The sequence below is a fragment of the Kistimonas ophiarachnellae genome, from assembly GCF_057552235.1.
This window is the reverse complement of the sequence record NZ_BAAJPA010000009.1, coordinates 42497-65720: the sequence shown is the minus strand read 5'-3', so window position 1 is coordinate 65720 and position 23224 is coordinate 42497. Positions and strand designations below refer to the sequence as shown.

The window sequence follows — 23224 nt, the reverse complement described above, 5'->3', positions numbered from 1 at the left end:
TGTTCTGAAGCAACCGATGCCCAAATGCCGATTTCGGGACTTGCCAGACTTCCCGACAAACCGATATATTGCTGCCAAGCCCTAAATAACAACAAAAAGCCCCTTTAGATAAGGATTTTCAACCGGGCGCAACCTTAAGTCTGTCTGACATGGACAGACGACCGCTGTCTGCAGCGCAAAGGGTTGCCGGTATTGATATTCTTGACTGGGGGGACAGTTGCCCATCGGCAGTGATCCACACCTGAATCGCTGTAGCGCCAGAATCACGGCGCTCCTGCAGTACTCCCACCCCGAGAACCGGATCAGTGAACACTGGTCTGACTGGCTTCCTTTACGTCCAATTCAGGCAGAGAAGAACGCGAACAACATCAACAACGATAACGGGTTAAGGCGATACAGAATGAAAAAGACGCTATTAGCAAGCCTGATTCTGGCCACATCGGCGACACTGGCAGCCCTGCCAATGACTGCCGCACAGGCCGCAGAGGTGCCCGCTGGTGTCAAGCTGGCCAAGGTGCAGGAACTGGTTCGGGGGAACGGTGCAGAACCGGCATCGCTGGATCCGCAGAAGATCGAAGGCTCTCCAGGCTCCCGTATTGCCAAAGATCTTTTTGAAGGGCTGGTATCGCAGGACGCCAACGGCAATATCATCCCGGCTGTAGCCGAATCCTGGGAAGCGTCACCGGACAACAAGGTTTTTACCTTCAAGCTCCGCAAAGATGCCCGTTGGTCTAACGGCGCCCCTGTCACCGCCCATGATTTTGTCTATGGATTCCAGCGCGCAGTCGATCCCAAACTGGCGTCACCTTACGCCTGGTACATGCAGATTCCCGGTATCGTGAACGCGGACGCCGTTATTGATGGCAAGAAAGCGCCTGAAGCACTGGGTGTTGCTGCACTGGATGACCATACTTTCCAGGTTACCCTGAATAAGCCAATCCCGTTCTTCGTTAAACTGCTGGCACACCAGACCACCTTCCCGGCACCGCGCAAAACCATCGAGAAATACGGCGAAACCTGGACCAAGCCCGGCCATATGGTGTCTAACGGCGCTTATACCCTGAAATCCTGGGTCGTCAATGAGCGTATCGTACTGGAGCGCAACGCCCAATACTGGAACAACGCCAAGACCGTGATCGACAAAGTCTCCTACCTGCCCATTGAATCCGAGAATGCCGAACTCAGCCGCTATCGCGCCGGCGAGGTCGAAATGACCAATGGCAGCACCCCGATTCCGCTGGAACACTTCAAGAAACTCCAGAAGGAAATTCCTGACGAGATCCGCGTCAGCCCACAGATCGGCACCTACTACTACGAGTTCAACAACCGCCGAGCGCCGTTCAGTGATGCCCGGGTCAGAAAAGCCCTGTCCTACACCATTAATCGTGAAGCCATCGCCAACTTTGTCGTCGGTCAGGGTGAAAAGCCCACTTACAGCTTCACGCCGGATAACGTCAACAGCTTCGTCAAACCCGATCTGAACTGGGAAAACCTCAGCTATGACCAGCGTGTCGAGGCCGCCCGCAAGCTGCTGGGCGAAGCCGGCTACGACAAATCCAACCCGCTGGAAGTGACCATGCTCTACAACACCAGCGATGCCCACAAGAAAGTTGCCATTGCCATCGCCCAGATGTGGAAAAAGGCCCTCGGCGTGAAAGTCACCCTGGAAAACCAGGAATGGAAAACCTTCCTCGACACCCGTCGCGAAGGCCGGTTTGATGTTTCCCGCGCCGGCTGGATCGGTGACTACAATGAAGCCTCAACCATGCTCAGCCTGCTGATGACAGAGAACGGCAACAACTATGCCCGCTGGAGCAACACCGAGTACGACAACCTGCTGAACAAGGCCATGACGGTCGCCGACGAAAGCCAACGTACTGAACTCTACCAGCAGGCCGAACAGCTGATTGCCGAGGAAATGCCGGTGGCGCCGGTTTACCAGTACGTCACGGGCCGTCTGGTGAAAAGCTACGTCGGTGGTTACCCCATGAATAACCCGGAAGACAATGTCCTGGCCAAAGATCTTTACATCATGGCCCACTGACCCCTGACACACTCTGCACAGTTCCCCCTTCCCCACTATGGGGAAGGGACCTGACTCCCAGACACGTCTGTCGCAAGTGCGGGTCATGTGCTGCCTGATAAGGTCACTGTATGCTGAAATTCATCATCAAGCGTCTGGCGATTGCCATACCGACGTTACTGGTACTGATCACCATTTCATTCTTCCTGATGCAAATGGCGCCCGGTAGCCCGTTCACCGGCGAGCGCGCCCTGCCGCCGGAAATCCTTAAAAATATCGAGGCCAAGTACCACCTCGACAAACCCCTCTACCAACAATATTTCTACTATCTGCGGGATCTTGCCCACGGTGATCTTGGCCCTTCCTTTAAATACAAGGATTACACGGTTAATGAACTGGTCGCCCAGAGTTTCCCGGTTTCCCTGAAAATCGGGGTTGCAGCCTTTATCGTGACGGTACTGGTCGGCGTTAGCGCCGGCACACTGGCGGCACTCAAACAGAACAGCTGGCTGGATTACCTGGTCATGTCGCTGGCAATGACAGGCGTTGTGCTGCCCTCGTTCGTGATAGCGCCACTGCTGGTGCTGGTGTTTGCCGTCACACTCCACTGGTTGCCTGCCGGCGGCTGGCATGACGGCAGCTGGCAATACATGGTGCTGCCGGTAACGGCCATGGCGATTCTCTATATTGCCGCCATCGCCCGGATTCAGCGCAGCAGCCTGATCGAAGTACTGAGCAGTAACTTCATCCGAACCGCCAAAGCCAAGGGACTGCCTTTTCACCACATCATTCTGAGACACGCGCTGCGTCCGTCGCTGCTGCCGGTGGTGTCCTATATGGGACCGGCATTTGTCGGGATTATCACAGGTTCCGTGGTTATTGAGACGGTGTTTGGTCTCCCCGGTGTCGGCCAGCACTTTGTCAACGGCGCACTCAACCGGGATTACTCCCTGGTACTCGGACTGACCATCATCATCGGCGCACTGACCATCCTGTTCACAGCGATTGTCGATATTCTCTACGCCGTGATTGATCCCAAGATACGCTATGAGTAACTGCTGATGTCATTAACCAATAACAAGTCCGGTCCCATCCTCAATACCGGCAACATGGACGCATTGGCGGACAAGCTCACACCGTCGATAGAGATTGAGGGCCGCAGCCTCTGGGCAGATGCCCGGGCGCGATTCCTGAGAAACCGGGCAGCCATTGCCAGTTTAGTCATTCTTGCCCTGATCGGCCTGCTGGTGATCTTCGGGCCGATGCTCAGCCCATACAGTTATGATGAAATTGACTGGGCCAACATGTCCGTTCCTCCCGGTCTGGATAACAGTCACTGGTTTGGTACTGACAGTCTGGGACGCGACCTGTTCGTCCGTACCCTGATGGGCGGCAGAATTTCCTTCATGGTCGGTATCATGGGCGCGCTGGTCGCGGTGCTGATTGGTACGCTGTATGGCGCCATCGCCGGTTTCAGTGGCGGCAGGACGGACAGCATCATGATGCGAATCCTGGAAATCCTGCAGTCATTCCCGTTCATGTTCCTGGTTATCCTGATGGTGACCTTCTTCGGTCGCTCAATCCTGCTGATTTTCATCGCTATCGGTGCGGTGTCCTGGCTGGATATGGCGCGTATTGTTCGCGGCCAGACACTGAGCCTTAAAAACAAGGAGTTCATTGAAGCCGCGAGAGTCTGTGGAACCCCCACCCATCGTATGATCCTGCAACATATCGTGCCCAATGTTCTGGGTATTGTTGTGGTGTATGCATCTTTGCTGGTGCCGGGCATGATTCTGTTTGAATCCTTCCTCAGCTTCCTGGGACTCGGGGTTCAGGAACCCATGACCAGCTGGGGAGCCCTGGTCAATGAAGGCGCCCAGGCCATGGAAGTCGCCGCCTGGCAACTGGCGTTTCCGGTAGCCTTCCTGGTGATAACCCTGTTCTGTTTCAATTTCGTGGGTGACGGTCTGCGCGACGCCCTGGATCCCAAAGACCGTTGATGGAGTACCCGATGAATCTGCTGGATGTCACAGACCTGCGAGTCCACTTTTCAACCCCGGACGGGGAAGTGACCGCGGTTAACAATCTGAATTTTTCTCTCAAAGCGGGTGAAACCCTGGGGATTGTCGGCGAGTCCGGTTCCGGCAAAAGCCAGACTGCCTTTGCAATCATGGGGCTGCTGGCCAAAAACGGTCGGACGATGGGCTCCGCCAAATTTGAAGGCGAGGAAATCCTGAACCTGCCAGAGAAAGTACTCAACAAAATCCGGGCCGAGAAAATCGCCATGATTTTCCAGGATCCCATGACCTCACTGAATCCCTACATGAAAGTCGGCAAGCAGCTGATGGAAGTCCTGATGCTGCACAAAGGCATGAGCAAAGACGCTGCCTTTGCTGAATCCGTCAGGATGCTGGACGCGGTGAAAATGCCTGAATCCCGAAAGCGGATGGCGATGTATCCCCACGAGTTTTCGGGAGGTATGCGACAGCGGGTCATGATTGCCATGGCATTGCTGTGCCAACCCAAACTCCTGATTGCCGATGAGCCGACAACCGCGTTGGACGTCACAGTACAGGCACAGATCATGGCGCTACTCAACGAACTGAAGCAGGACTTCAATACGGCCATCATCATGATCACCCATGATCTGGGCGTGGTTGCAGGCATCTGTGACAAGGTGCTGGTCATGTATGCCGGTCGCACCATGGAATATGGCTCCACCCGGGATATTTTCTATGCCCCCGAGCACCCGTACACCATAGGGCTACTGGAATCGATTCCCCGCATTGATAACAGCGATACCTCATTACCCACCATCCCCGGCAACCCACCCAACCTGCTCAGGCTGCCCGAAGGTTGCCCGTTTCAGGATCGCTGCCCCCATGTCATGACGCAATGCAGGCAAACAGCGCCTGCACTGGTTACCCGCGGTGAACGTCAAAAAGCCTGCTACTGGACCCACAATACGACGGAGGATGTCTTATGAATGCAAGACAGCCGATTCTGCAGGTCAAAGATGTCCGGGTTCATTTTCCCGTACCGAAAGCCCGCGACTGGCCGTGGGAACCCATGCCTATGCTGAAAGCCGTTGATGGCGTCAGCTTTGATCTTTATGCAGGCGAAACGCTGGGTATTGTGGGTGAATCCGGTTGTGGCAAATCCACGTTGGCACGGGCGCTGATTGGCCTGGTGAAAACCCGGTCTGGCAAGATTCTCTGGCAAAACCAGAATCTGGTTGGCTGCGATGACAAGACGTTCAGAACCGTCCGGAAAGATATCCAGATGATCTTTCAGGACCCCCTGGCGTCACTGAACCCGAGGATGACCATTGGCGACATCATCGCCGAACCCCTGCGCAACTATTACCCGGATATCTCCCGGGAAGACATGCGACAACAGGTTCGTCAGATGATGGACCGTGTCGGGTTGCTGCCCAATGTTATCAACCGTTATCCCCATGAGTTTTCCGGCGGTCAGTGCCAGCGGGTGGGAATTGCCCGGGCGCTCATTCTCAAACCAAAATTGGTCATATGCGACGAACCTGTCAGTGCTTTGGATGTGTCGATTCAGGCACAGGTGGTGAATCTGCTGAAAGAGCTGCAGGAAGCCATGGGGCTCTCGCTGATATTCATCGCCCATGACCTGAGCGTGGTGAAACATATCAGTGACCGTGTGCTGGTCATGTACCTGGGTAACGAGGCCGAACTGGCGACAGCGGACGAGCTATACGGCAATCCCCGGCATCCTTATACAAGGGCGCTCCTTAGCGCAGTGCCGATACCCGATCCTGACAAGGAAAAAGGTAAACAGATTGAGCTGCTGGAAGGTGATTTACCCTCACCCATATCTCCGCCGTCCGGTTGTGTTTTCCGGACGCGTTGTCCTATTGCCCTGCCCTCCTGTGCAGAAAGCAAACCAGACACTGTCATTTTTAACGAAACAACACACAGAGTGGCCTGTTTTCGAGCGGATTTCACACCATGAAATGAGACTCGTCATGTCCTGGTTTCTGTCTACGGCAGGAATCGGGACGGAATCCACGCTATAGCATGTTCGTTTCTTTCAGGCCCGAAGTGAAATGACAGCATAAACGCTCAAGTGGCTCAAAGTTAAACGTACGACAAATATAACCTACAAACCGGGCAAGCTGACGGGTTGTCTTGTTAACCTGTAATTCGTTAATTATTCGCATTATCTGGTCAACATCTCCCAGCTCAGCGGCTTTGGACAACGCGATAAAGGTGCTGATATCCGGCTTGCCATCCGGTGATGATAGAGCACCAATCTGTTTATCGAGACTTCTCACAACCAGCGTTTCAATCACACTGATAAATTGATCCGTTGTAAACGGATTGATGACGTAGCCATCAAAACCATATTCCTGAAAATGAAGCGACAAGGATTTGTCTGGTACCGCGAACATAGCGATGAGCCATAGGGGATCATCCTGCCGGATGTCCCTGATGGCCCTGACTGCGTCCAGATAGTCATCTAACGGACCTGAAACGGATAACAAGACAATATCCTGTGGCTGTGCACGTATCTCAGGTAATGCTTCATTCAGCGTTTCTGCCTGGTAGATAATCACATCGGTTTGATTCAAACCGGTCAACAGGGTCTCATCACGTTCCCGGGAAGACGCAATCACCAATACTCTTAAAGAACCGCCAGACTTTCTCACGGCAATCTCATTGCCTTGATCGAGGATTGCCTGGTTGATCGATTCAGGCGCCATTGCAGCGGAAGGCATGAGAGGCAAGCTGAAGTGGAACGTACTCCCGATTCCCGGCTGGCTACTGACCTGAAGCTCCCCTCCCAGTGCATTGACCAACCATCGACTGATAGCCAGACCAAGCCCGGTTCCCCCCGGATGACTGCTGGCGTCAATCTGCAAAAAGGGAGCAAAAATATGTTGCTGATCTTCCGGCTTAATCCCGATGCCGCTGTCCGAGACGGAAAAGACAACCTGTCGTTCATGCAATGACAATGTCAACTGGACGTAACCGTTATCAGTAAATTTAATGGCGTTTCCCAACAGGTTAATCAGTATCTGGCGTAATTTGGTGGGATCCGATACGAAGGATTCCGGTAACCGTTTTTCCACGACAACCCGGAAATCCAGCCCCTTTGATTCAGCCCGCTGGCCGACGATTCGCCTGACACTCTCAACCAGCTTATGAAGCACCACCGGAACCTTTCGAACCCTGACACCATTGGCTTCCATCTTTGACAAATCAAGAATGTCATTGATCAGCGTCAGCAAGTGCTGACCACTGCTTTCTATGGCTAACAGGCTGTCACGCTGCTCTTGTGTCAGGGGTGTCTGTTTCAGCAGGATCTGGGTATACCCCAGAACGCCATTCAACGGTGTCCGTAACTCATGGCTCATGTTTGACAAGAAGACACTTTTCGCATGATCAGCCACCTGTGCATCATCACGGGCCTGGCGTAGCGCCGATTCGGTTTTCTTACGATCCGTAATATCCCTGACCGCAATGGAGACCAGTCGCTCGTCATCAATATCCAGCAGGTTACAGGTAATTTCTGCCGGGAAAATCATACCCTGGTAATTTTTCAGGGTAGTTTCAAATCCAGACGGCCTTTTATTACTGAGGACCTGACACACCAAATCCGCAATCGTATTACCTTCAGCCTCTGGCGGCCCCAGAAAGACTAACGACTGTCCCAGCAACACGTGACGATCATAGCCAAACAGCTCTTCGGCCCTGGCGTTGGCCATGATGATATCACCCGCATTCGTTGCAATAACCATCGCATCCGGTGCGGACTCCAGTAAACTGCGAAAACGGCGGGAATCACTGACAATATTGGTAATATCATGCGCCATGCCTTCCATGCCGGAAATACGGTTGCCCGGTTCAATAACGGGTATGCCGATGATTTCAAACGTGAGTAAGGAGCCGTCCCTGTGCGGCATGTCCAACTGCATGAAACGATCCATAGCCCGCCCCTGCAGCACGTCACTCATCACGCACTGACCGTCTGAATCCAGTGCATAAGCCTGAAACAACGCGGCATGCCGGTCCAGGAATTCTTTCGGCGTATACCCCAGAATGCCCGATACCGACGGGCTGACATACGTCATACGTCCTGTGGCGTCAAAGACAAAATAGACATACTTCCCCCGCAATCGCTCGGCAATTCGACTGATGTTACTGGCCCGTAACTGGCGCAGACTCTCTTCCCGGTCTTCCAGCCGTCTGGCCATGTTGGCTAGCGTTCTGGCCAGGTGACCGGTTTCATCATCCGCATAACTTTCCGTTTCCAGCTTCCAGACACCATCCCCCAAACGCCGAACCGCCTGACGAAGACGCATCAAAGGCCGTGTTATCGTACCGGACACCTTGCAGACACAGCAGCTGATGACAACCAGCGACAGAATCATCAACACTGCACTGATCAGGGCATAGCGTATATGCTCTGCCAGTGCGGCCGTTTCCCGGATTTTGACCAGCAAAGCCCAGCCCGCCACGGGTACCGGACTGGAAAAATACCAGACACGCCAGTTTTTATACCTGTCCGTCGTATGCGCTTCCTGTCCACGGTTTAAAGGCCCGCTAATCATGGCCTCCAGCGAAGACGCTCCCATTCTTCGGGCTGAGTCCAGCAGTGTTTGATCAACGACCGTGTAACGAAAATCGGAATGAATAAAATTCGCCTGCCGGTCAACAAGGATAAACTTCAGTTTGCGGGGGTTATCCCGTTTGAGCAGAGTCATCAGATCAGACACTTTCACCAGCAGGTCTATGGAGCCTGCCTGTTCCAGGGGCTGATGCTTAAATAGGACCTTTTCTGTAGAAAACGGGATTTCAACCGGATGACTCCAGCTACTGTGATACGGATAAACCTCTGGCAATCGCCATGTGCCAGTCATCCGGGTGGTAACCAGCTGATTATCCACCCGCTGATAAAGCAGTGGTCCATCATCCATAGCCGGATCATTCATCACCATCCCGTAGAGCAAGGGATTTTCTGACAACAGGTCCTTAATTATCGGTACCACCCCATTCCTGGCGCCGGGTAACGTCGCATACCGTAAAAACCGTTGAAACACCACGCCTTGCTGCTGAATCTGGCGTAACCGGGTATCGAGCAACTCCGCGTAGCGCCGGGTTTCATCCATCAGGATCTCTTCCACATCCTGGCGGGAGAGAATGAAGGTATGGTAGATATGCAGGCCGCTAATCAGTCCATAGAGCAGGGTGATCGGGACAATGGTAAACAGAATGATCTTGTTCCGGATTGACGACCACATAGATCAGGGAATCCATACGTCTGTCAGTGCTGACTTGATGCAGTCTAGTCAGACTAGTCGATACCGGTCACTCGTGCCAAAAAGTGATGCCGTACAGACAGAGGTCAGATCACCAACCTCTGCCCGTACGATTACTGGTTTATCGGGTACGGACGAACGGTTTCCGCAAAGCCCGTTTTTTTACTTTACCCGTGGCGGTATGGGGTAATTCTTCGACGAATATGACCTCGTCCGGTATCCACCATTGCGCAACCTTCCCTTGGCAGGTTTACCTTGTCGGGTGCTTCTTCTGACTGCATTGCACTTATTGTATTAACCCATCCCGAATTCAGTACGGAACAATATGACTCATTCAAGCCGCTTGAATAACAAATGCAGTTAAACGCCCTAACAGGACGGAACTACGAGTAAAAAAAAGGTCGAAAATGGTATTCGGGCTTGTCGATCACTTGTAGTCAGCCAACCTGAGTATCACCGTGAATAGATCCGCAGGAAGTGCCAGCCATGGAACAAAAGGTCAACACGATAAGCCCTTCCCCATTGCCTCATACCGGCACGGAAACCGGAACAATGCCTCCGGGGAAGCCTCCCCAACACGCAGGTGAACGCAGCAGCGCGACCATACCGACAAGAGACATTGAAGCATGCCCGGTTGAGAGCAAGATTCCCATTCACCACAAACGAACAGGAAGCCTGAAAAACCTGCCACCATACATACTGGATTGGCTCAACATAAAGCGATACTCGAGCAAACCAACGCTGTTTTTTTCCACTAACGCCCTGGGCTATTCACGCAGGGACGTTGACGATGGCCAATTAAAGTATATCGACATCATTTACCCAAACGATTCCGACAGAAAAAAAACAAATGCCAAAAAGCTTTTCCGTAAAACAAAGCAATTACTGCTTGATATTGAAAACAACGATTTAGCACGTATGAACGAATCAAAAATAGAACAAACAAAAAACGATCTTTCAACAGACTTCAACAATATGCCTAACGATGAGAAAATAAAACTCCTCGAAACCCTTTTAAACAACAAGCGCATTGTATTTTTCAGCAAAAGCTGCAAAGAACAATGTATCTTATCAATCGAGAATTTACTGCGATATACTCCAGCAGAAAAATTTGAGCAAACAACAATAAAAGAACCTGTTATAAGAAGAGTTGTTAAAGAAGGCATACCAATATTCGATAGAGCATTCATTACTCGTTACAAACAGAATGTAAAAGAACATTCTTTCGTATATTTCAGGCTTATTGCTGAACGTATCGTTCAACATCTCTCGGAGATTCAGGTGAGCCAGCCTTCACCTTCAGACCTGATTCAAGCATTGCTCAAGTTAGCGCGCATCTCAGAAGTCACTACCAAAAGGGAAGAGACTGAGCCGGATCTTGCGAATCCACCGCAACAGCGTCCATCACAAACGTCGCTATCCAATTTTCTCGACAAACTGGAAGCGCTGGAGCTGCTGGAACAGTTACGACAGGCAGTAAAAGCCATTCCGCAGGACCATGAGGCCATGGAAAAAATATGTGATTTCACCGAAACAAACAAGGCGCTCACCCATTTTACCAGTGCAATATTAACCCATCGGGAAATTATGGGAATGAAGGACGAAGTTCATAAGCGACACAATATCAGGCCGGAGACTACCCAACTCTTCCTGCTGATTCACCATAAGACGATGACAAGGCTGGTCAATGTCGTTTTTCTCGGCACCTGTGAGCCCATAAGCCCTTCACTGAGGCTCGGGGACAGTAGTCTTGCGCTTGGGCCCAACTTCAATATCATTGACACCTGGCTTGACCACACCTGCATGCCCGACGATTATGGCCAATTTGTCAAATACACCGTTGCACGCAGAAACACATTGGGTCAACGTGTATTGACAGGCGACCATAATCCTCCCACCACAATGACGTCGTTCCCTGACTTCATGGACAATCCTGAATCCCTCACGTTGATGCATTTACCCTCGTTAGGGAAAAAAAAGGAATACGGGCTGCCGCCGCCTGTCATGCTGGCCACCCCAAAGTCGGTTACCCCGGAGGAAATCACATTGGCAAACACGCTGCCTGAAGACGTATCAAAATGGCTGCAATTATCCAATATCATAACCGTTAAAACACTCCCCTTTGCCGAAAATATCTGTCGTGAAATTCGCTCAGAACTGGTCGAAGATGGAATAAACTACGATATTGATTCATTCAGAGAGGAAATATTGACTCACCAAAATAAAGACGCCTTAATTAAAACACAATCCACTTTATCGCAAACATTACAAAATGAGTCATTATCCAATATTACAATAATGCTTGCGCACCTGCTCGACGTAAATCACACACGTAAACAATGCAAAGATATTCTCTTCACTCAAATTAAGCGCATGACTCCCCTGGAATTAGCGCCTGTTATTGAGAAGGTTATGCCATTCCATCTTCTACACAAACTGGCCACAATTCTGATCTACCAAAAGCTCATCCATACACCCGAAAATATAGCCAGAGGAATAACAGTTATGAAAGAGTCCGATATAATCAAAGAACTAAGTGATCTGCAAGAAGAAATGCTTAATCAGGAATTAAAACAACATCCTACAATTAAACTTCTGCCTCGGATGGCACTTGACCAGCCCGACCTCGTTACAATATGCCTAACCCAATTCCTTAAACAGGAACTTCCTGAAGACCATCTGGTTGACCTGCTTTTTGAATTACCGCCAACAGCGTTCAATACGCGACTGTATACTGATGATTGTCTGGAAAAAATTTGCGCGATCCCTCACCAGACAAAGTTGGCCCCCCACTTTATTACTGCATTAATGACCCACAAAAAACTCATCGAACTCAGCAAAAAGGAAAACATCACCCCCTTGCTCATTGTTTTCCAGCAAAAAGACCACACGTTCTTTCTAACCAATGCCATTATTCATGGCAGCCACAGGCCGACAGAAAACAAACTGACACTGACCACCGGCAACCTCGCTGAGTTAGGCATGAACATGCAAATTATCGATCCCTGGCTGGACATTGCCTGCAATGCCAAAAACTACAATGAGCATGTCAACACTAAAGTCGCGGCGGTGAATGCGACAGGCCACCATTATTTCAGGCTGGATGCCAATACTGAATGTAAAGCTCATGAACTCCCTGACTTTACCAAAGACCCGAAACGCGTTGTGCTGTACGCCAATCCCAAATGAGGTCGCCACGAAAAAACGCCTGATTAACAGGACATCTCGCTGCCTGACACATTGATCGCATTAAGCAGGGGACATAGCGGATCGGTGACAGATGACTTTATTTCATGCGTCAAAAAGACAACCGGCCATCAAGGCCGGTTACAAGACAGCATCCGCTTAAGCCTCAATGTTTCCTGAGGAATACAAACCAGTTGCTCAAGCCTACCAAAATACCACCACCAATAATGTTGCCGATGGTGGCGGGAATGATGTTATTGAAAATCATATTGTGCAGGGTGATGTGCGGGAAATCCGCCGGGGTCATACCAATAGCCTGCCAGAACGCCGCATCACCCAGGTTGTGCACCATCCAGCCCATCGGCAGCAGGTACATATTGGCGATGGAGTGCTCGAAGCCTGCCGCAATAAAGGCAGCAACGGGCAGGATCATGGCGAGCATCTTGCCACTGGCGCTACGGGCACTGTAGCTCATCCAGACACTCAGGCAGACCATGATGTTACACAGAATACCCAGCACCATTGCCTGGCCAAAGCTGTGTCCCATCTTGGCATTGGCAATATACATGGCCGATGCACCCACCTGACCATGGGCACCCAGCCACTGTCCGGTGTAGATAATCATCGACACCATAACGATGGAGCCAACAAAGTTACCCAGGTAAACCACACACCAGTTCCGGACCATGGTAGAAAACGGCACGCGGCCGGATGCACAGGGAATGGAGATCATGGTGCTGCTGGTAAACAGCTCTGCGCCACACATGACCACCAGCATCAAACCCATGCTGAACGAGATGCCGCCAATCAGCTTGGAAATACCGTAAGGCAGCGCATTCGGACCATGGGAACCGGTGGAAACAATGGTATAAAACATACCGGCCAGGGAGATAAACACACCGGCCATGATCGCCAGAACAAACGTCTTGTATAACGCTTTTTCAGCTTTACCAATGGCGACGTTTTCCGCGAGCTCGGCCATGGCGAGAGGCGAACGCGCCTCAAAGTAGGAGGGTTCGATGCTGTTCATAAGAATTATGGGGAATACAGAAGACAATAAGATTTGAAAGTTTAAAAAAACCTTGAAACCAAACCGTTGACTTACATCAATACCCCGCCAATCCCCTGTCAGCAATAACCCGTAACGGGAAACCGAACAAGCAGGCTTGATATCAAACAAAAAAAGGGCCGAAGCCCTTTTCTTATGCGGTTGTTAAAAACCGGTGACCTGATAGCCGTTTAGAACGGAATATCATCATCAAAATCATCAAAGCCACCCGCCGGAGCGGATTGTGGCTGCGACTGGGGAGCCTGTTGGGGCGCCTGCTGCTGAGGCTGACCACCAAAACCGCCCTGCTGCTGTTGAGGCTGCTGGTAAGACTGCTGCTGACGCGGCGCGCTCTGCTGCTGGTAATCACCACCGCCCATGCCGTCCTGACGGCCATCCAACATTTGCAGCTGACCATTAATATCCACCACGATCTCAGTGGTGTAACGGTCCTGCCCCTGCTGATCCTGCCACTTGCGGGTCTGCAGTTTGCCTTCAATATAAACCTTGGAACCCTTGCGCAGGTACTGACCTGCGATTTCCGCCAGCTTGCCAAACACCACAACCCGGTGCCACTCGGTCCGCTCAACCGGCTGGCCGGTCTGGCGATCCTTCCAGGATTCACTGGTTGCCAGACTCAGGTTGCACACGCCACTGCCATTGGGCGTGTAGCGGACTTCCGGATCACCACCGAGATTGCCTATCAGGATAACCTTGTTAACACCACGAGCCATGTAACTCTCCCACCATTCAAGAATCAATAACCATTACCCTGGGCCAGACCATTCACTTCAGTCTACCCCGGATCGTCAAAACGCCGACACCTCGTACCTGACCTGCCACAGCCCGTGAACCCATGCCATCGTCCGCCCAGAGTCATAGGGTAACTGTTTATTATCCCAGACTCAGCCTATTTGCCAATTGGGAAATCATGGTATTACCCGTTTAACCCTACTTATTCTGACCCGCTATCCCGATACAGGTTCACCACCCGGTCTTATAAAAAGGTAAATCCATTTAGGAACAACCCGTTATCAGAAAAGACAAAACCGATATAACCTGTTGATTTTATGTCTATTTCATACATCCCTGGTTACTTCAAACGTCCCTGCGCAGTGGTGTTTTGCGTCCGCACTGCCAGCCAACAGGAAGAGCAGTATACCTGACTCTTTTTTGATCTGAGGAAAAAATAAATGCCGTACAACTTGCTGTTGCACGGCATTGACATGCGCTATCTGAACATTCAGGCAATCAACGAAACCGTCTGACGCGCCAGCTCAGAAATCCGGACTTTCTCATAGCCCGGTACGTAGGTTTCCAGCTGGTCAGCCAGTGGCTCTGCCCACTCAGGCGTGACACAGGACGGATTCATCACACCCAGCACCGTGCCCACTTCACCGGCATTGCAATCCACATCTTCACCGCAATCCCCCAAAATCCGCATGGCACGGGTAAAATCGTTGTCGCAGAACCACAGCGAAAGCACAACCGCCACCATATTCGGGAACGTATGAATCCAGTTGTAGGTGCGCAGCTCATTTTGCTTCATGGACTGCCAGACTTCCCGGTGATCACCGTATTGCTTCGCCAGTTCAATCGTCCGGTCAAACAAGTGCGCGAATAACGTGTTATCGGGAATATAGCCGCGGGAGGCCTGAACAATGGCACGGGCATCATCCATGATAAATGCCAGTGAGGTCAGAACCGCCGCATGGATACCGCCATACACACCGTTTTTCTCATGGGAAATGACGCTGTCGCGATACGCCAGCTCAGCGGCACGCCAGGGCTTGCCGGGCGCCAGCATGCCATGCACCATGGTGCGCATCTGCGCCCCAATCCATTCGGAATAGAAATTCAGATACGTGCCTGACTGCGGAGGCATGATCCCACGGCGCAGGTTCTCCAGCGCAAAGTGCTCAGCCGACCAACCATAGGGAATATAACGCAACCACTCTTCAGCGATATCCTGGCTGGAGAAATCCGCGTTCTTCCGTGCCGCTTCCAGCACGCAGAGTTCATAGGTCACATCATCATTCATGGTTTCCGGTTCACGGACATAGCCGTTTAACCGATCCCCATAAAACGCATTCAGCTGCTCGCCAGTAAAACCTTCCAGGGCTGTACCATAAGCGCCACCAGCAATCTGACCCAGCCAGCCGCCATAGACTTTCTCATTCAGGCAGTTGCCGGCAGTATCACCATCCAGTTTATCCACCGCCGGGCAAACCGCGCGGATCGCTTCAAAGGTGTCCGGTGTCTGGTATTTCCAATACACGCTGCTGTCGTCTTTCGGCGCGTTGGCCAGCGCGTGCTGAATTCTCGCACCCAGCACTTCCATGGTGCCGTGGTCATTCTGCTCACGGGCTTCACGTCCGGCCGACAACCATTGTTCTGCCTCACTGACGTCATAGCCCCGGTTATGCCAGGCCTGGATCATTTCCATGAAAGGAATTTCCGGCGCATTGGAACCGGGTACCTCACTTTTCCAGAATTTGGCCATCATGTTACGACGCGCCTTGAGAATACCTTCCACAAACGACCAGTCAGAAGGTTTTTCCTCAAAGGGCTTGGGTACCGCATTCAGGCGAATTTCCCGGTCTTGTTCCCAGGCTTTCATACTGCAACTGCCTCTTTATCCATACCCGCCTGATGGCCGGTATTCACGTGTTTTCCGTTACGTTTCTGTTTTTCCCGGGAATACCAGTACAGCGCCAGCAAGGTCACGATATACGGCACCATCTGGGTAAATTCGGAAGGAATGATGGAATCCTGCAACGCGAACCCGAGACCATCGGTAAATCCGAACAGCAGGGCCATGGCCAGAATCCCGATGGGACGACCACGGGTGAGGATGATCACCGCCAGCGAAATCCATCCCCGCCCGTTAGACATATCTTCGGCAAACAGGCGGACATAGCCCAGCGACAGGAACACACCCGCCAGACCGCAGAGAGCGCCGGACAACAGCAGCGACTGAATCTTGATCCGATCAGAGCTGATACCGACGGCATCCACCGCCCGGCTCTCTTCGCCCGCTGCCCGCAGCCGCAGACCGAAGCGGGTGTGGAACAGGTGGAAATGCACCAGGAAAACGACGACAAACGTCACATACAACAGGAAAGGATGGCCGCTCACAATATCGCCCACGACAGGAATATCCTGCACCAAAGGGATATTCCAGACCGGCAAACCCTCAATACGTGGAGAAACAAACGCCCCTTTCACATGAAATAACTGACGCAGCAGGTAAGTGGTTCCACCAGCAGCCAGCAGGTTCATGGCGATACCAGTGACAAACTCATCCGTTTTCATTTTCACGGCAAAAAAAGCCGTTACAGATGCCGCCAGCAAACCACCCACCATGCCGAACAGCAGGCCTCCCATCCAGGAACCGGTCACATAACTACCGGCTACGGCACAGAAAGCACCGATCAACATCATCCCTTCCATGGCGATATTGAAGACATTGGCGTGATCGGTATACAAACCACCCAGTGCCGCCAGCAGGACAGGCGCCGCCGCAGGCAGGGTTGCCCGGAACAACTCAAGAAACAGATCCATGAACCCTCTCCTCAGACGGCTGTCGGGTAGTAGCCAGTGCTTCACTGGCTACACGACGGGCGATCAACAAGTTAACCAGCCGCCTTGAAACCTCCCGCGAGGCCACGACAAACAATACGATAATCGCCTGGAATACCATGATGAACTCAGACGGCACCCGGGTTTCCAGCTCCATGCCCAACGCGCCATTCTGCAAGACAGCGAATAACAGCGCATACAGTGATGTCGCCAGTACATGGCAGTTAGCGATGATCGCCAGCATGACGCCATCCCAACCATAGGTTCCGCCGATACCGATCAGAAACAGGTGTTGAATCCCACCCATGATCAGCAGTCCGCCAGCAAGACCAGCCAGGGCGCCGGAAATCATCATGGCACGGGTGAAATTCTCCCGGTTGTGGCATCCCCCAATCCGGGTAAAGACAGGATTCAATCCCATCATTCGCATTTCATAGCCGACACGTGACCGATTCCAGAGGAGGTAAATCACACCTAACGCCACGAGCGCGACGAGAATCGAACTGCTGATACTGCCCAAGGCCGGCAGGTGACCACCGTCAACAATAGGCGGCGACATCGGCGTATTGGCATTTGTCATCTTGACCGGCCCGCGCACCATCCACAGGGTGAAATACTCGGCCAGAAAGTTGAGCATCAGGGTTGAGATGAATTCGTTCATGTTAAAGCGGTTACGCAGCCAGGCCGCGATACCACACCACAGGCCACCAGCGATGGCAGCGGTCGCTAACAACAGCGGCAACATCAGGGGGGCAGGCAAATCCACGTGCAAACCAACGGTGGTCACAGCCATTGCCCCCATCAGCACCTGTCCCAGCTGCCCCAGGTTCACAGCGTTACTGCCAAAAGCGACAGTTGCCGACAATCCCGTCAGTATCAACGGCGCCGCCCGTTGCAGGGTGCCACCAAACGACATTTCTGACATCAGGCTGTATTCAATCAGCGCCATGAAGCCGCGGGGTGCGTCATAGCCCTGTGCAGCCAGAATAGCCATGCCGGCCAGAAAGGCACAGAGCACACCGGCAAGGGCTATTAACAGGTCTTTTTTCATGCGGCTTTCTCCCTGGAGCCCAACATGTACTCCCCAACCTGCTCCCGCGTGACGTCAGCCGGGTTGAGATCCGCCACAATACTGCCTTCGTAAATGACCAGAATCCGGTCACTCAGGCTGAACAACTCATCCAGGTCGGCAGAAATCAGGAAGCAGCCTGCGCCGGCATCCCGCTTTTCCACAATGCGTTGCTGAATATATTCAATGGAACCCACATCCAGACCACGGGTTGGCTGATCCAGAATGATGAAGTTGTTATCCAGCTCAAATTCCCGTCCGACGATAATCTTCTGCTGGTTTCCCCCGGATAAATCACCGATCGCGGTGTCAGGGCCTGCCGCCACAACACCAAAGTGCTGCATCAGCTGTTGGGTAAACGCACGACAGCGTTTCCGTGACAGCAACCCTTTCTTTCCATTACCCAATGAAGGATTACTGTAATGGTGGGTCATGACCGCATTATCGATAAGGCTCGATTTCAGCGAACTGCCGGATATTTTGCGATCCTGCGGGACATACGACATAAGCCGTCGACGTGAGCGAATATCCCGGTCGGTAATATCCTGATTAGACAGGTAAATGCGACCAGCCGAGACATCTGCCTGCCCCGTCATCACCTGCACCAGCTCAAACTGGCCATTACCTTCAACACCTGCCAACCCGACAATTTCCCCCGCCCGCACCTGAAGGCTGATCTCATGCAGGCGTAACATGTCTTGCTGGTCGTGAGCTTCCACCAGCTCCATTTCAAAGACGACATCTCCGGGTTCTGCAGGCGTTTTGTCTATCGCAAACACCACATCGCGCCCTACCATGGCGCGGGCAAGATCGGCCTTGGTGAGTCCCGGCGTATTTCGGAACGTGCGAATATGCTGTCCCTTGCGCATCACGGTGATCGTATCGGAGAGCGCCAGAACCTCGTCGAGCTTATGGCTGATAAAGACGACGGTTTTACCATGATCCCGAAGCGCCTTGAGTCGCTCGAACAGCTGGCGGATTTCCTGTGGCGTCAGGACGGCTGTTGGCTCATCCATAATCAAGACGTCAACGTCACGGTAGAGTAACTTCAGAATTTCTACTTTCTGCTGGGCGGCAACAGACAAATCTTCTACCTTATCCGTTACCCGCAGATTCAGTGCATATTGATCAGCAATGGCCTGAACAGCCTCAATATCCTTCTGCCGATTCAGAATGCCTGCAGACCAGCGACCAGACTGTTTGACAGATTCCATCCCGAGCACCACGTTTTCGTAGATGCTGTACGACGGCACCAGCATGAATTCCTGGTGAACCATGCCAATACCCGCAGCAACCGCTTCCATGGGGTTGCGAAACGCCACCTGTTGGCCGCGATACCACATTTCACCGCCATTGATGGAATTAATACCGTACAACACCTTCATCAGCGTCGATTTGCCGGCACCGTTCTCACCAATCACGGAATGAATTTCGCCGGCATTGATCGTCACGGAGACGTCATTCAACGCCAGGGTCGCTGGCGGATACACCTTGACCAGGTGTTTCAGTTCAATAAGGGGATCAGACATCAGGGGCTCCTGACAGATCGGGTATAACAGCGGCCTCCGCAGAGGGAGGCCGTAGGTGAAAACAATCAGGCGCCCTTGTAAGGCTCTACCACAATCTCGCCAGCAACGACTTTGGCCTTGACAGCTTCAAGCTGCTCCAGCATGGCGGCTGGCATAATCGCACGACTATGTTCATCAATTGCCAGACCAACACCGTCCTGTGCCAGGCCGGAGTAAATCACCGCGCCTTTTTCGAAGGTGCCGTTTTCCATGGCAGTGAAGGTGTCATAGATGGCATTGCCAACATTTTTCAACATGGATGTAGGAATATGACCCGGCTTGATGCCGTTCTGGTTGGAATCCACACCGATCGCATACAAACCACTTTCGGCCGCCGCTTCAAGTACACCGGTACCGGTCAGTGCCGCCACCTGGAAGACAACATCAACGCCTTGTGAATAGAGTTGCTTGGTCGCCTGCTTGCCTTTCACAGGATCAGACCAGCTGCCAACATAAATATTCTTATATTCAATGGTGTCATCAATGTAGGCGACACCCTGACGGAAACCATGCAGGAAAGCGTTAACGACCATGTCGTTCATCCCGCTGACTGTTCCAACCTTTTTCTCTTCGTTAATACCCTTGATGGAAGCGTCAGATGTCATCAGTGCCGCAGCAACACCGGCCATGAAAGAACCTTCTTCTTCGGAGAAGTTGATGCTGGTGATGGTGCCCTTGCTGTTTTCTACGACAGTATCAATGTTGACAAAGGTGATATCCGGATAACGGTCCGCATACTGGCGCACCAGTTCTTCGTAGCCATAGGAAATCACATAGATCACGTCAGCACGCCATTTAACGGCAGACTCCAACGACTGTGGGTATTTGGCTGCGTCAAAGTTGTTTTCAATCGTGATGGTTTCGATGCCGTAATCCGTTACCAGGCGGTTGATACCTGCCTGACCGGAGTCGTAGAAGGACTGGTCACCCAACGCACCATTCAGCACATAAGCAACACGAACCGGGTCTTTGCCCTTTTCCTGCCCATCGGCCGCTGTTTCACTGCTGTCACTGCAGCCTGCGATCAACACGGCCATACAACTGCCCAGAACCAGGCTCCAGATTGACTGCCAGCGCTTCAACATGATTTTCTCCGCACAGGAACGCATGCAATGGCCCCAACCGACCTGTCCTTTTTACAGATCGGTTAAACACCACCAGTAGAAGGAAATAAATTGCGCGGATTATGACGAGCAAGACCACTGTTCATCTTTGATAAAAATCAAACAGATTGCATTCAAGACAAACAAAAACAATCATTTTCAGAGGTTTTTTGCCTGCGGGCAGCACTTTTACACTTTCAGTCCGGGTGTACGCAGCATTCCCCAGAATGGCAGCTTGCCTCCCGGCGCAAAACAGTGCTCCACCACACGGAACCCCATTGACTGGTACAGATGGGTGTTTATCTCTCGCTGTGTCTCCAGGTAACAAGGCTGTTGCCGTCGATCAAGATCACACAGTTTTTCACTTAACAACTGTTTGCCAATACCACGCCCTTGCGCCTCGGGATGAACAGCAAGCAGGTTGAGGTACCAATGCGGCCAGGGCATATGGTGGAAGCGCACAGCCTGGCAGAACAGGGAAAAGGCCTGCATACGACTACGGTATATTTCTGCTGAACCGTATGTATGCGTAAACGTAAGCTCCGGCAGTTTGGGCGATACTGAGGGCGGTAACCAGACGGCAACACCTCGAATGGCGGCGGAATCCGCATAAATCTCAGCGGATTCCGGTAAAGCGGTCAGATAATGGAAAAAATCCTGCTCAAGGCAATTCTTCAGATCAGGAATGGCATTCCCATATTCACCGAATAATTCGTAATGCTGGAAAGCGGCAGCCATCGTATGGGCGGCCGCCGAAAAATCTGGGGAAAAAAGCCGTTTCACTCCAAAACAATCCTGATTCAATCTGAATTCTGGAGCAGTCTATGTTGATCCTTACCCGTTCATGTTGACCCGAATCAGTCTCCGGGACGCCATTTATCGCTACGAATGATGTTACTCAAAAAGGAGGTTTGTATCTGCCTATACATCCCTCTGGGCAGTCCATCACCACTCGCCAAATTGCCGCAGACGCTGCTGATCCAGGTGTCGTTTATCAACCTTCAAGTAAGCGGTTTGTTCTTCAATGATCACGGTCACTTCCTTTACCCCTGACACAGAAGCAATCTGCTCATGAACACGTACTGCTTCAGTGGGTACTACCGGAAATAAATCCATCACCAGGCTGGCGACATAGCGAGGCTGTCGCATGGTCATCACCAGCAACCACCAGATGGCGGTTGCGGATCCACAAACCACCAGCACACCGATGTGCCCGTAAGACTGATAGGCGACACCACTCAGTGCCCCACCCAAACCAGCGCCCAGAAACTGGCAGGTCGAATAGGCGCCCATTGCCGTACCACGACTCCCCGCCGGTGCCTGACGACTCACCAGGGACGGCAAGGTGGCTTCAAGGAAGTTAAAAGCAGCAAAAAAAAGAAAGACACTGATGATCAATCCGACCAAACTGTCTCTCTCCGACCAGGCAACAACCTGGGCAATCAACAACAAAGCAACCGCACCAACCATCACCTGCTTCAGGCAATGCTTCCGTTCACCGATCACAATGAACGGCACCATCGCAACAAACGACAGAACCATCGTCAACAGATACACCCACCAGTGTTCCTCTCGCGGTAAACCGGCAAGGTTCTGCAGATCCAGCGGAACGGTAATGAATAGCCCCATCAGAACAAAATGAAGAATGAAAATGCCGACATCCAAACGGAGCAACTGCGGATCTCTTAACGTGGTGTGAAGTTGTCCGGTAATAGTGGAGGTTTCACGGTTAAATTTCTGAATGGCAGGCGTCGGTACTCCCCAGGCTATGATCGCCATCGCAGCCAGGGCAGCAACCGCAGTGACCATGAACAACCCATCTATGCCGGTCAGTCGTGTAACCAGTGGTCCCAAGACCATTGCTACACAAAATGAAACACCGATACTCATGCCAACCATGGCCATGGCCTTGGTGCGGTTCTGTTCACGGGTGAGATCAGATAATAACGCGGTAATCGCAGCAGCAACCGCGCCTGCTCCCTGCAGGAAACGCCCGGCGATAATGCCGACCATGGAGTCAGCGAAGGCTGCTAACAAGCTGCCAAGAAAGAAGATGCCCAGCCCGATGAGGATAACGGGTTTTCTACCGATTCGGTCAGACAACAAACCTGCAGGAATTTGTAACAGCGCCTGGGTAATACCATAAGCGCCAATCGCCAGTCCGATTAATGCAGGCGTGCTGCCTGCGATCGTATCGGCATAAACAGCTAACACCGGAAGCAACATGAACAGCCCCAGCATTCGAAGGGCGAACACAGCGGATAAAGACAGTGAGGCTCTTACTTCCAGTTGATTCATACGAACTACTTATCATTCTTTAGTCGTCATAACAGCGACATTGTATCAGTTGG

At 52.0% G+C, this 23224-nt stretch carries 16 protein-coding genes; 6 read left to right on the top strand and 10 right to left on the bottom strand.

What is annotated here, in order from left to right; translation table 11 throughout:
• Window positions 1-400: 400 nt before the first annotated feature.
• The 5 genes from AC27K1_RS12685 to oppF all read left to right on the top strand — a co-directional run bounded on the left by AC27K1_RS12685 (window position 401) and on the right by oppF (window position 6007).
• The gene (locus tag AC27K1_RS12685; RefSeq protein ID WP_487151000.1) at window positions 401-2044 is read left to right on the top strand and encodes an ABC transporter substrate-binding protein; all 1644 of its coding nucleotides are present in this window, start codon (window positions 401-403) and stop codon (window positions 2042-2044) included.
• 110 nt (window positions 2045-2154) lie between these two features.
• Window positions 2155-3078: an oligopeptide ABC transporter permease OppB gene (gene oppB / locus AC27K1_RS12680; RefSeq protein ID WP_487150998.1), complete on the top strand. Its 924-nt coding sequence runs from the start codon at window positions 2155-2157 to the stop codon at window positions 3076-3078.
• Window positions 3079-3084: 6 nt separating this feature from the next.
• Window positions 3085-4023 (top strand): oligopeptide ABC transporter permease OppC, encoded by a 939-nt coding sequence (gene oppC, locus AC27K1_RS12675; protein WP_395179913.1) that lies wholly within the window; start codon window positions 3085-3087, stop codon window positions 4021-4023.
• A gap of 11 nt (window positions 4024-4034) precedes the next feature.
• The gene (gene oppD / locus AC27K1_RS12670; protein ID WP_487150996.1) at window positions 4035-5009 is read left to right on the top strand and encodes an oligopeptide ABC transporter ATP-binding protein OppD; all 975 of its coding nucleotides are present in this window, start codon (window positions 4035-4037) and stop codon (window positions 5007-5009) included.
• Window positions 5006-6007, top strand: a complete 1002-nt coding sequence (gene oppF, locus AC27K1_RS12665; protein WP_487150994.1) for a murein tripeptide/oligopeptide ABC transporter ATP binding protein OppF — start codon at window positions 5006-5008, stop codon at window positions 6005-6007. Before oppD ends, oppF begins: the two co-directional genes overlap by 4 nt.
• Before the next feature lie 58 nt (window positions 6008-6065).
• Here oppF and AC27K1_RS12660 read toward each other — a convergent pair whose 3' ends face one another.
• On the bottom strand, window positions 6066-9299 hold the full coding sequence (locus tag AC27K1_RS12660; protein WP_487150992.1) for a PAS domain S-box protein: 3234 nt from the start codon (window positions 9297-9299) through the stop codon (window positions 6066-6068).
• A 504-nt stretch (window positions 9300-9803) separates the two neighbouring features.
• On the opposite strand from AC27K1_RS12660, the gene AC27K1_RS12655 reads away from it, so the two are divergent.
• Complete coding sequence (locus tag AC27K1_RS12655; protein ID WP_487150991.1) at window positions 9804-12506, top strand: hypothetical protein; 2703 nt, start codon at window positions 9804-9806, stop codon at window positions 12504-12506.
• Window positions 12507-12669: 163 nt separating this feature from the next.
• On the opposite strand, the gene focA is transcribed toward AC27K1_RS12655, so the two are convergent.
• The 9 genes from focA to AC27K1_RS12610 all read right to left on the bottom strand — a co-directional run bounded on the left by focA (window position 12670) and on the right by AC27K1_RS12610 (window position 23171).
• Window positions 12670-13533, bottom strand: coding sequence for a formate transporter FocA (gene focA / locus AC27K1_RS12650; RefSeq protein ID WP_487150990.1), 864 nt, complete (start codon window positions 13531-13533; stop codon window positions 12670-12672).
• 209 nt (window positions 13534-13742) lie between these two features.
• Window positions 13743-14285, bottom strand: coding sequence for a single-stranded DNA-binding protein (gene ssb / locus AC27K1_RS12645; protein ID WP_487150989.1), 543 nt, complete (start codon window positions 14283-14285; stop codon window positions 13743-13745).
• A 509-nt stretch (window positions 14286-14794) separates the two neighbouring features.
• Window positions 14795-16171, bottom strand: coding sequence for an ADP-ribosylglycohydrolase family protein (locus tag AC27K1_RS12640; RefSeq protein WP_487150988.1), 1377 nt, complete (start codon window positions 16169-16171; stop codon window positions 14795-14797).
• Window positions 16168-17115 (bottom strand): ABC transporter permease, encoded by a 948-nt coding sequence (locus tag AC27K1_RS12635; protein WP_487150987.1) that lies wholly within the window; start codon window positions 17113-17115, stop codon window positions 16168-16170. Before AC27K1_RS12635 ends, AC27K1_RS12640 begins: the two co-directional genes overlap by 4 nt.
• Window positions 17099-18184: an ABC transporter permease gene (locus tag AC27K1_RS12630; RefSeq protein ID WP_487150986.1), complete on the bottom strand. Its 1086-nt coding sequence runs from the start codon at window positions 18182-18184 to the stop codon at window positions 17099-17101. Before AC27K1_RS12630 ends, AC27K1_RS12635 begins: the two co-directional genes overlap by 17 nt.
• Complete coding sequence (locus tag AC27K1_RS12625; protein ID WP_487150985.1) at window positions 18181-19731, bottom strand: ABC transporter ATP-binding protein; 1551 nt, start codon at window positions 19729-19731, stop codon at window positions 18181-18183. Before AC27K1_RS12625 ends, AC27K1_RS12630 begins: the two co-directional genes overlap by 4 nt.
• A 65-nt stretch (window positions 19732-19796) precedes the next feature.
• Complete coding sequence (locus AC27K1_RS12620; RefSeq protein ID WP_487150984.1) at window positions 19797-20855, bottom strand: BMP family ABC transporter substrate-binding protein; 1059 nt, start codon at window positions 20853-20855, stop codon at window positions 19797-19799.
• 207 nt (window positions 20856-21062) lie between these two features.
• A complete protein-coding gene (locus tag AC27K1_RS12615) occupies window positions 21063-21656 on the bottom strand; it encodes a GNAT family N-acetyltransferase (protein ID WP_487150983.1) in 594 nt (197 codons plus the stop codon).
• A 162-nt stretch (window positions 21657-21818) separates the two neighbouring features.
• Window positions 21819-23171, bottom strand: a complete 1353-nt coding sequence (locus tag AC27K1_RS12610) for an MFS transporter (RefSeq protein ID WP_487150982.1) — start codon at window positions 23169-23171, stop codon at window positions 21819-21821.
• Window positions 23172-23224 lie beyond the last annotated feature (53 nt).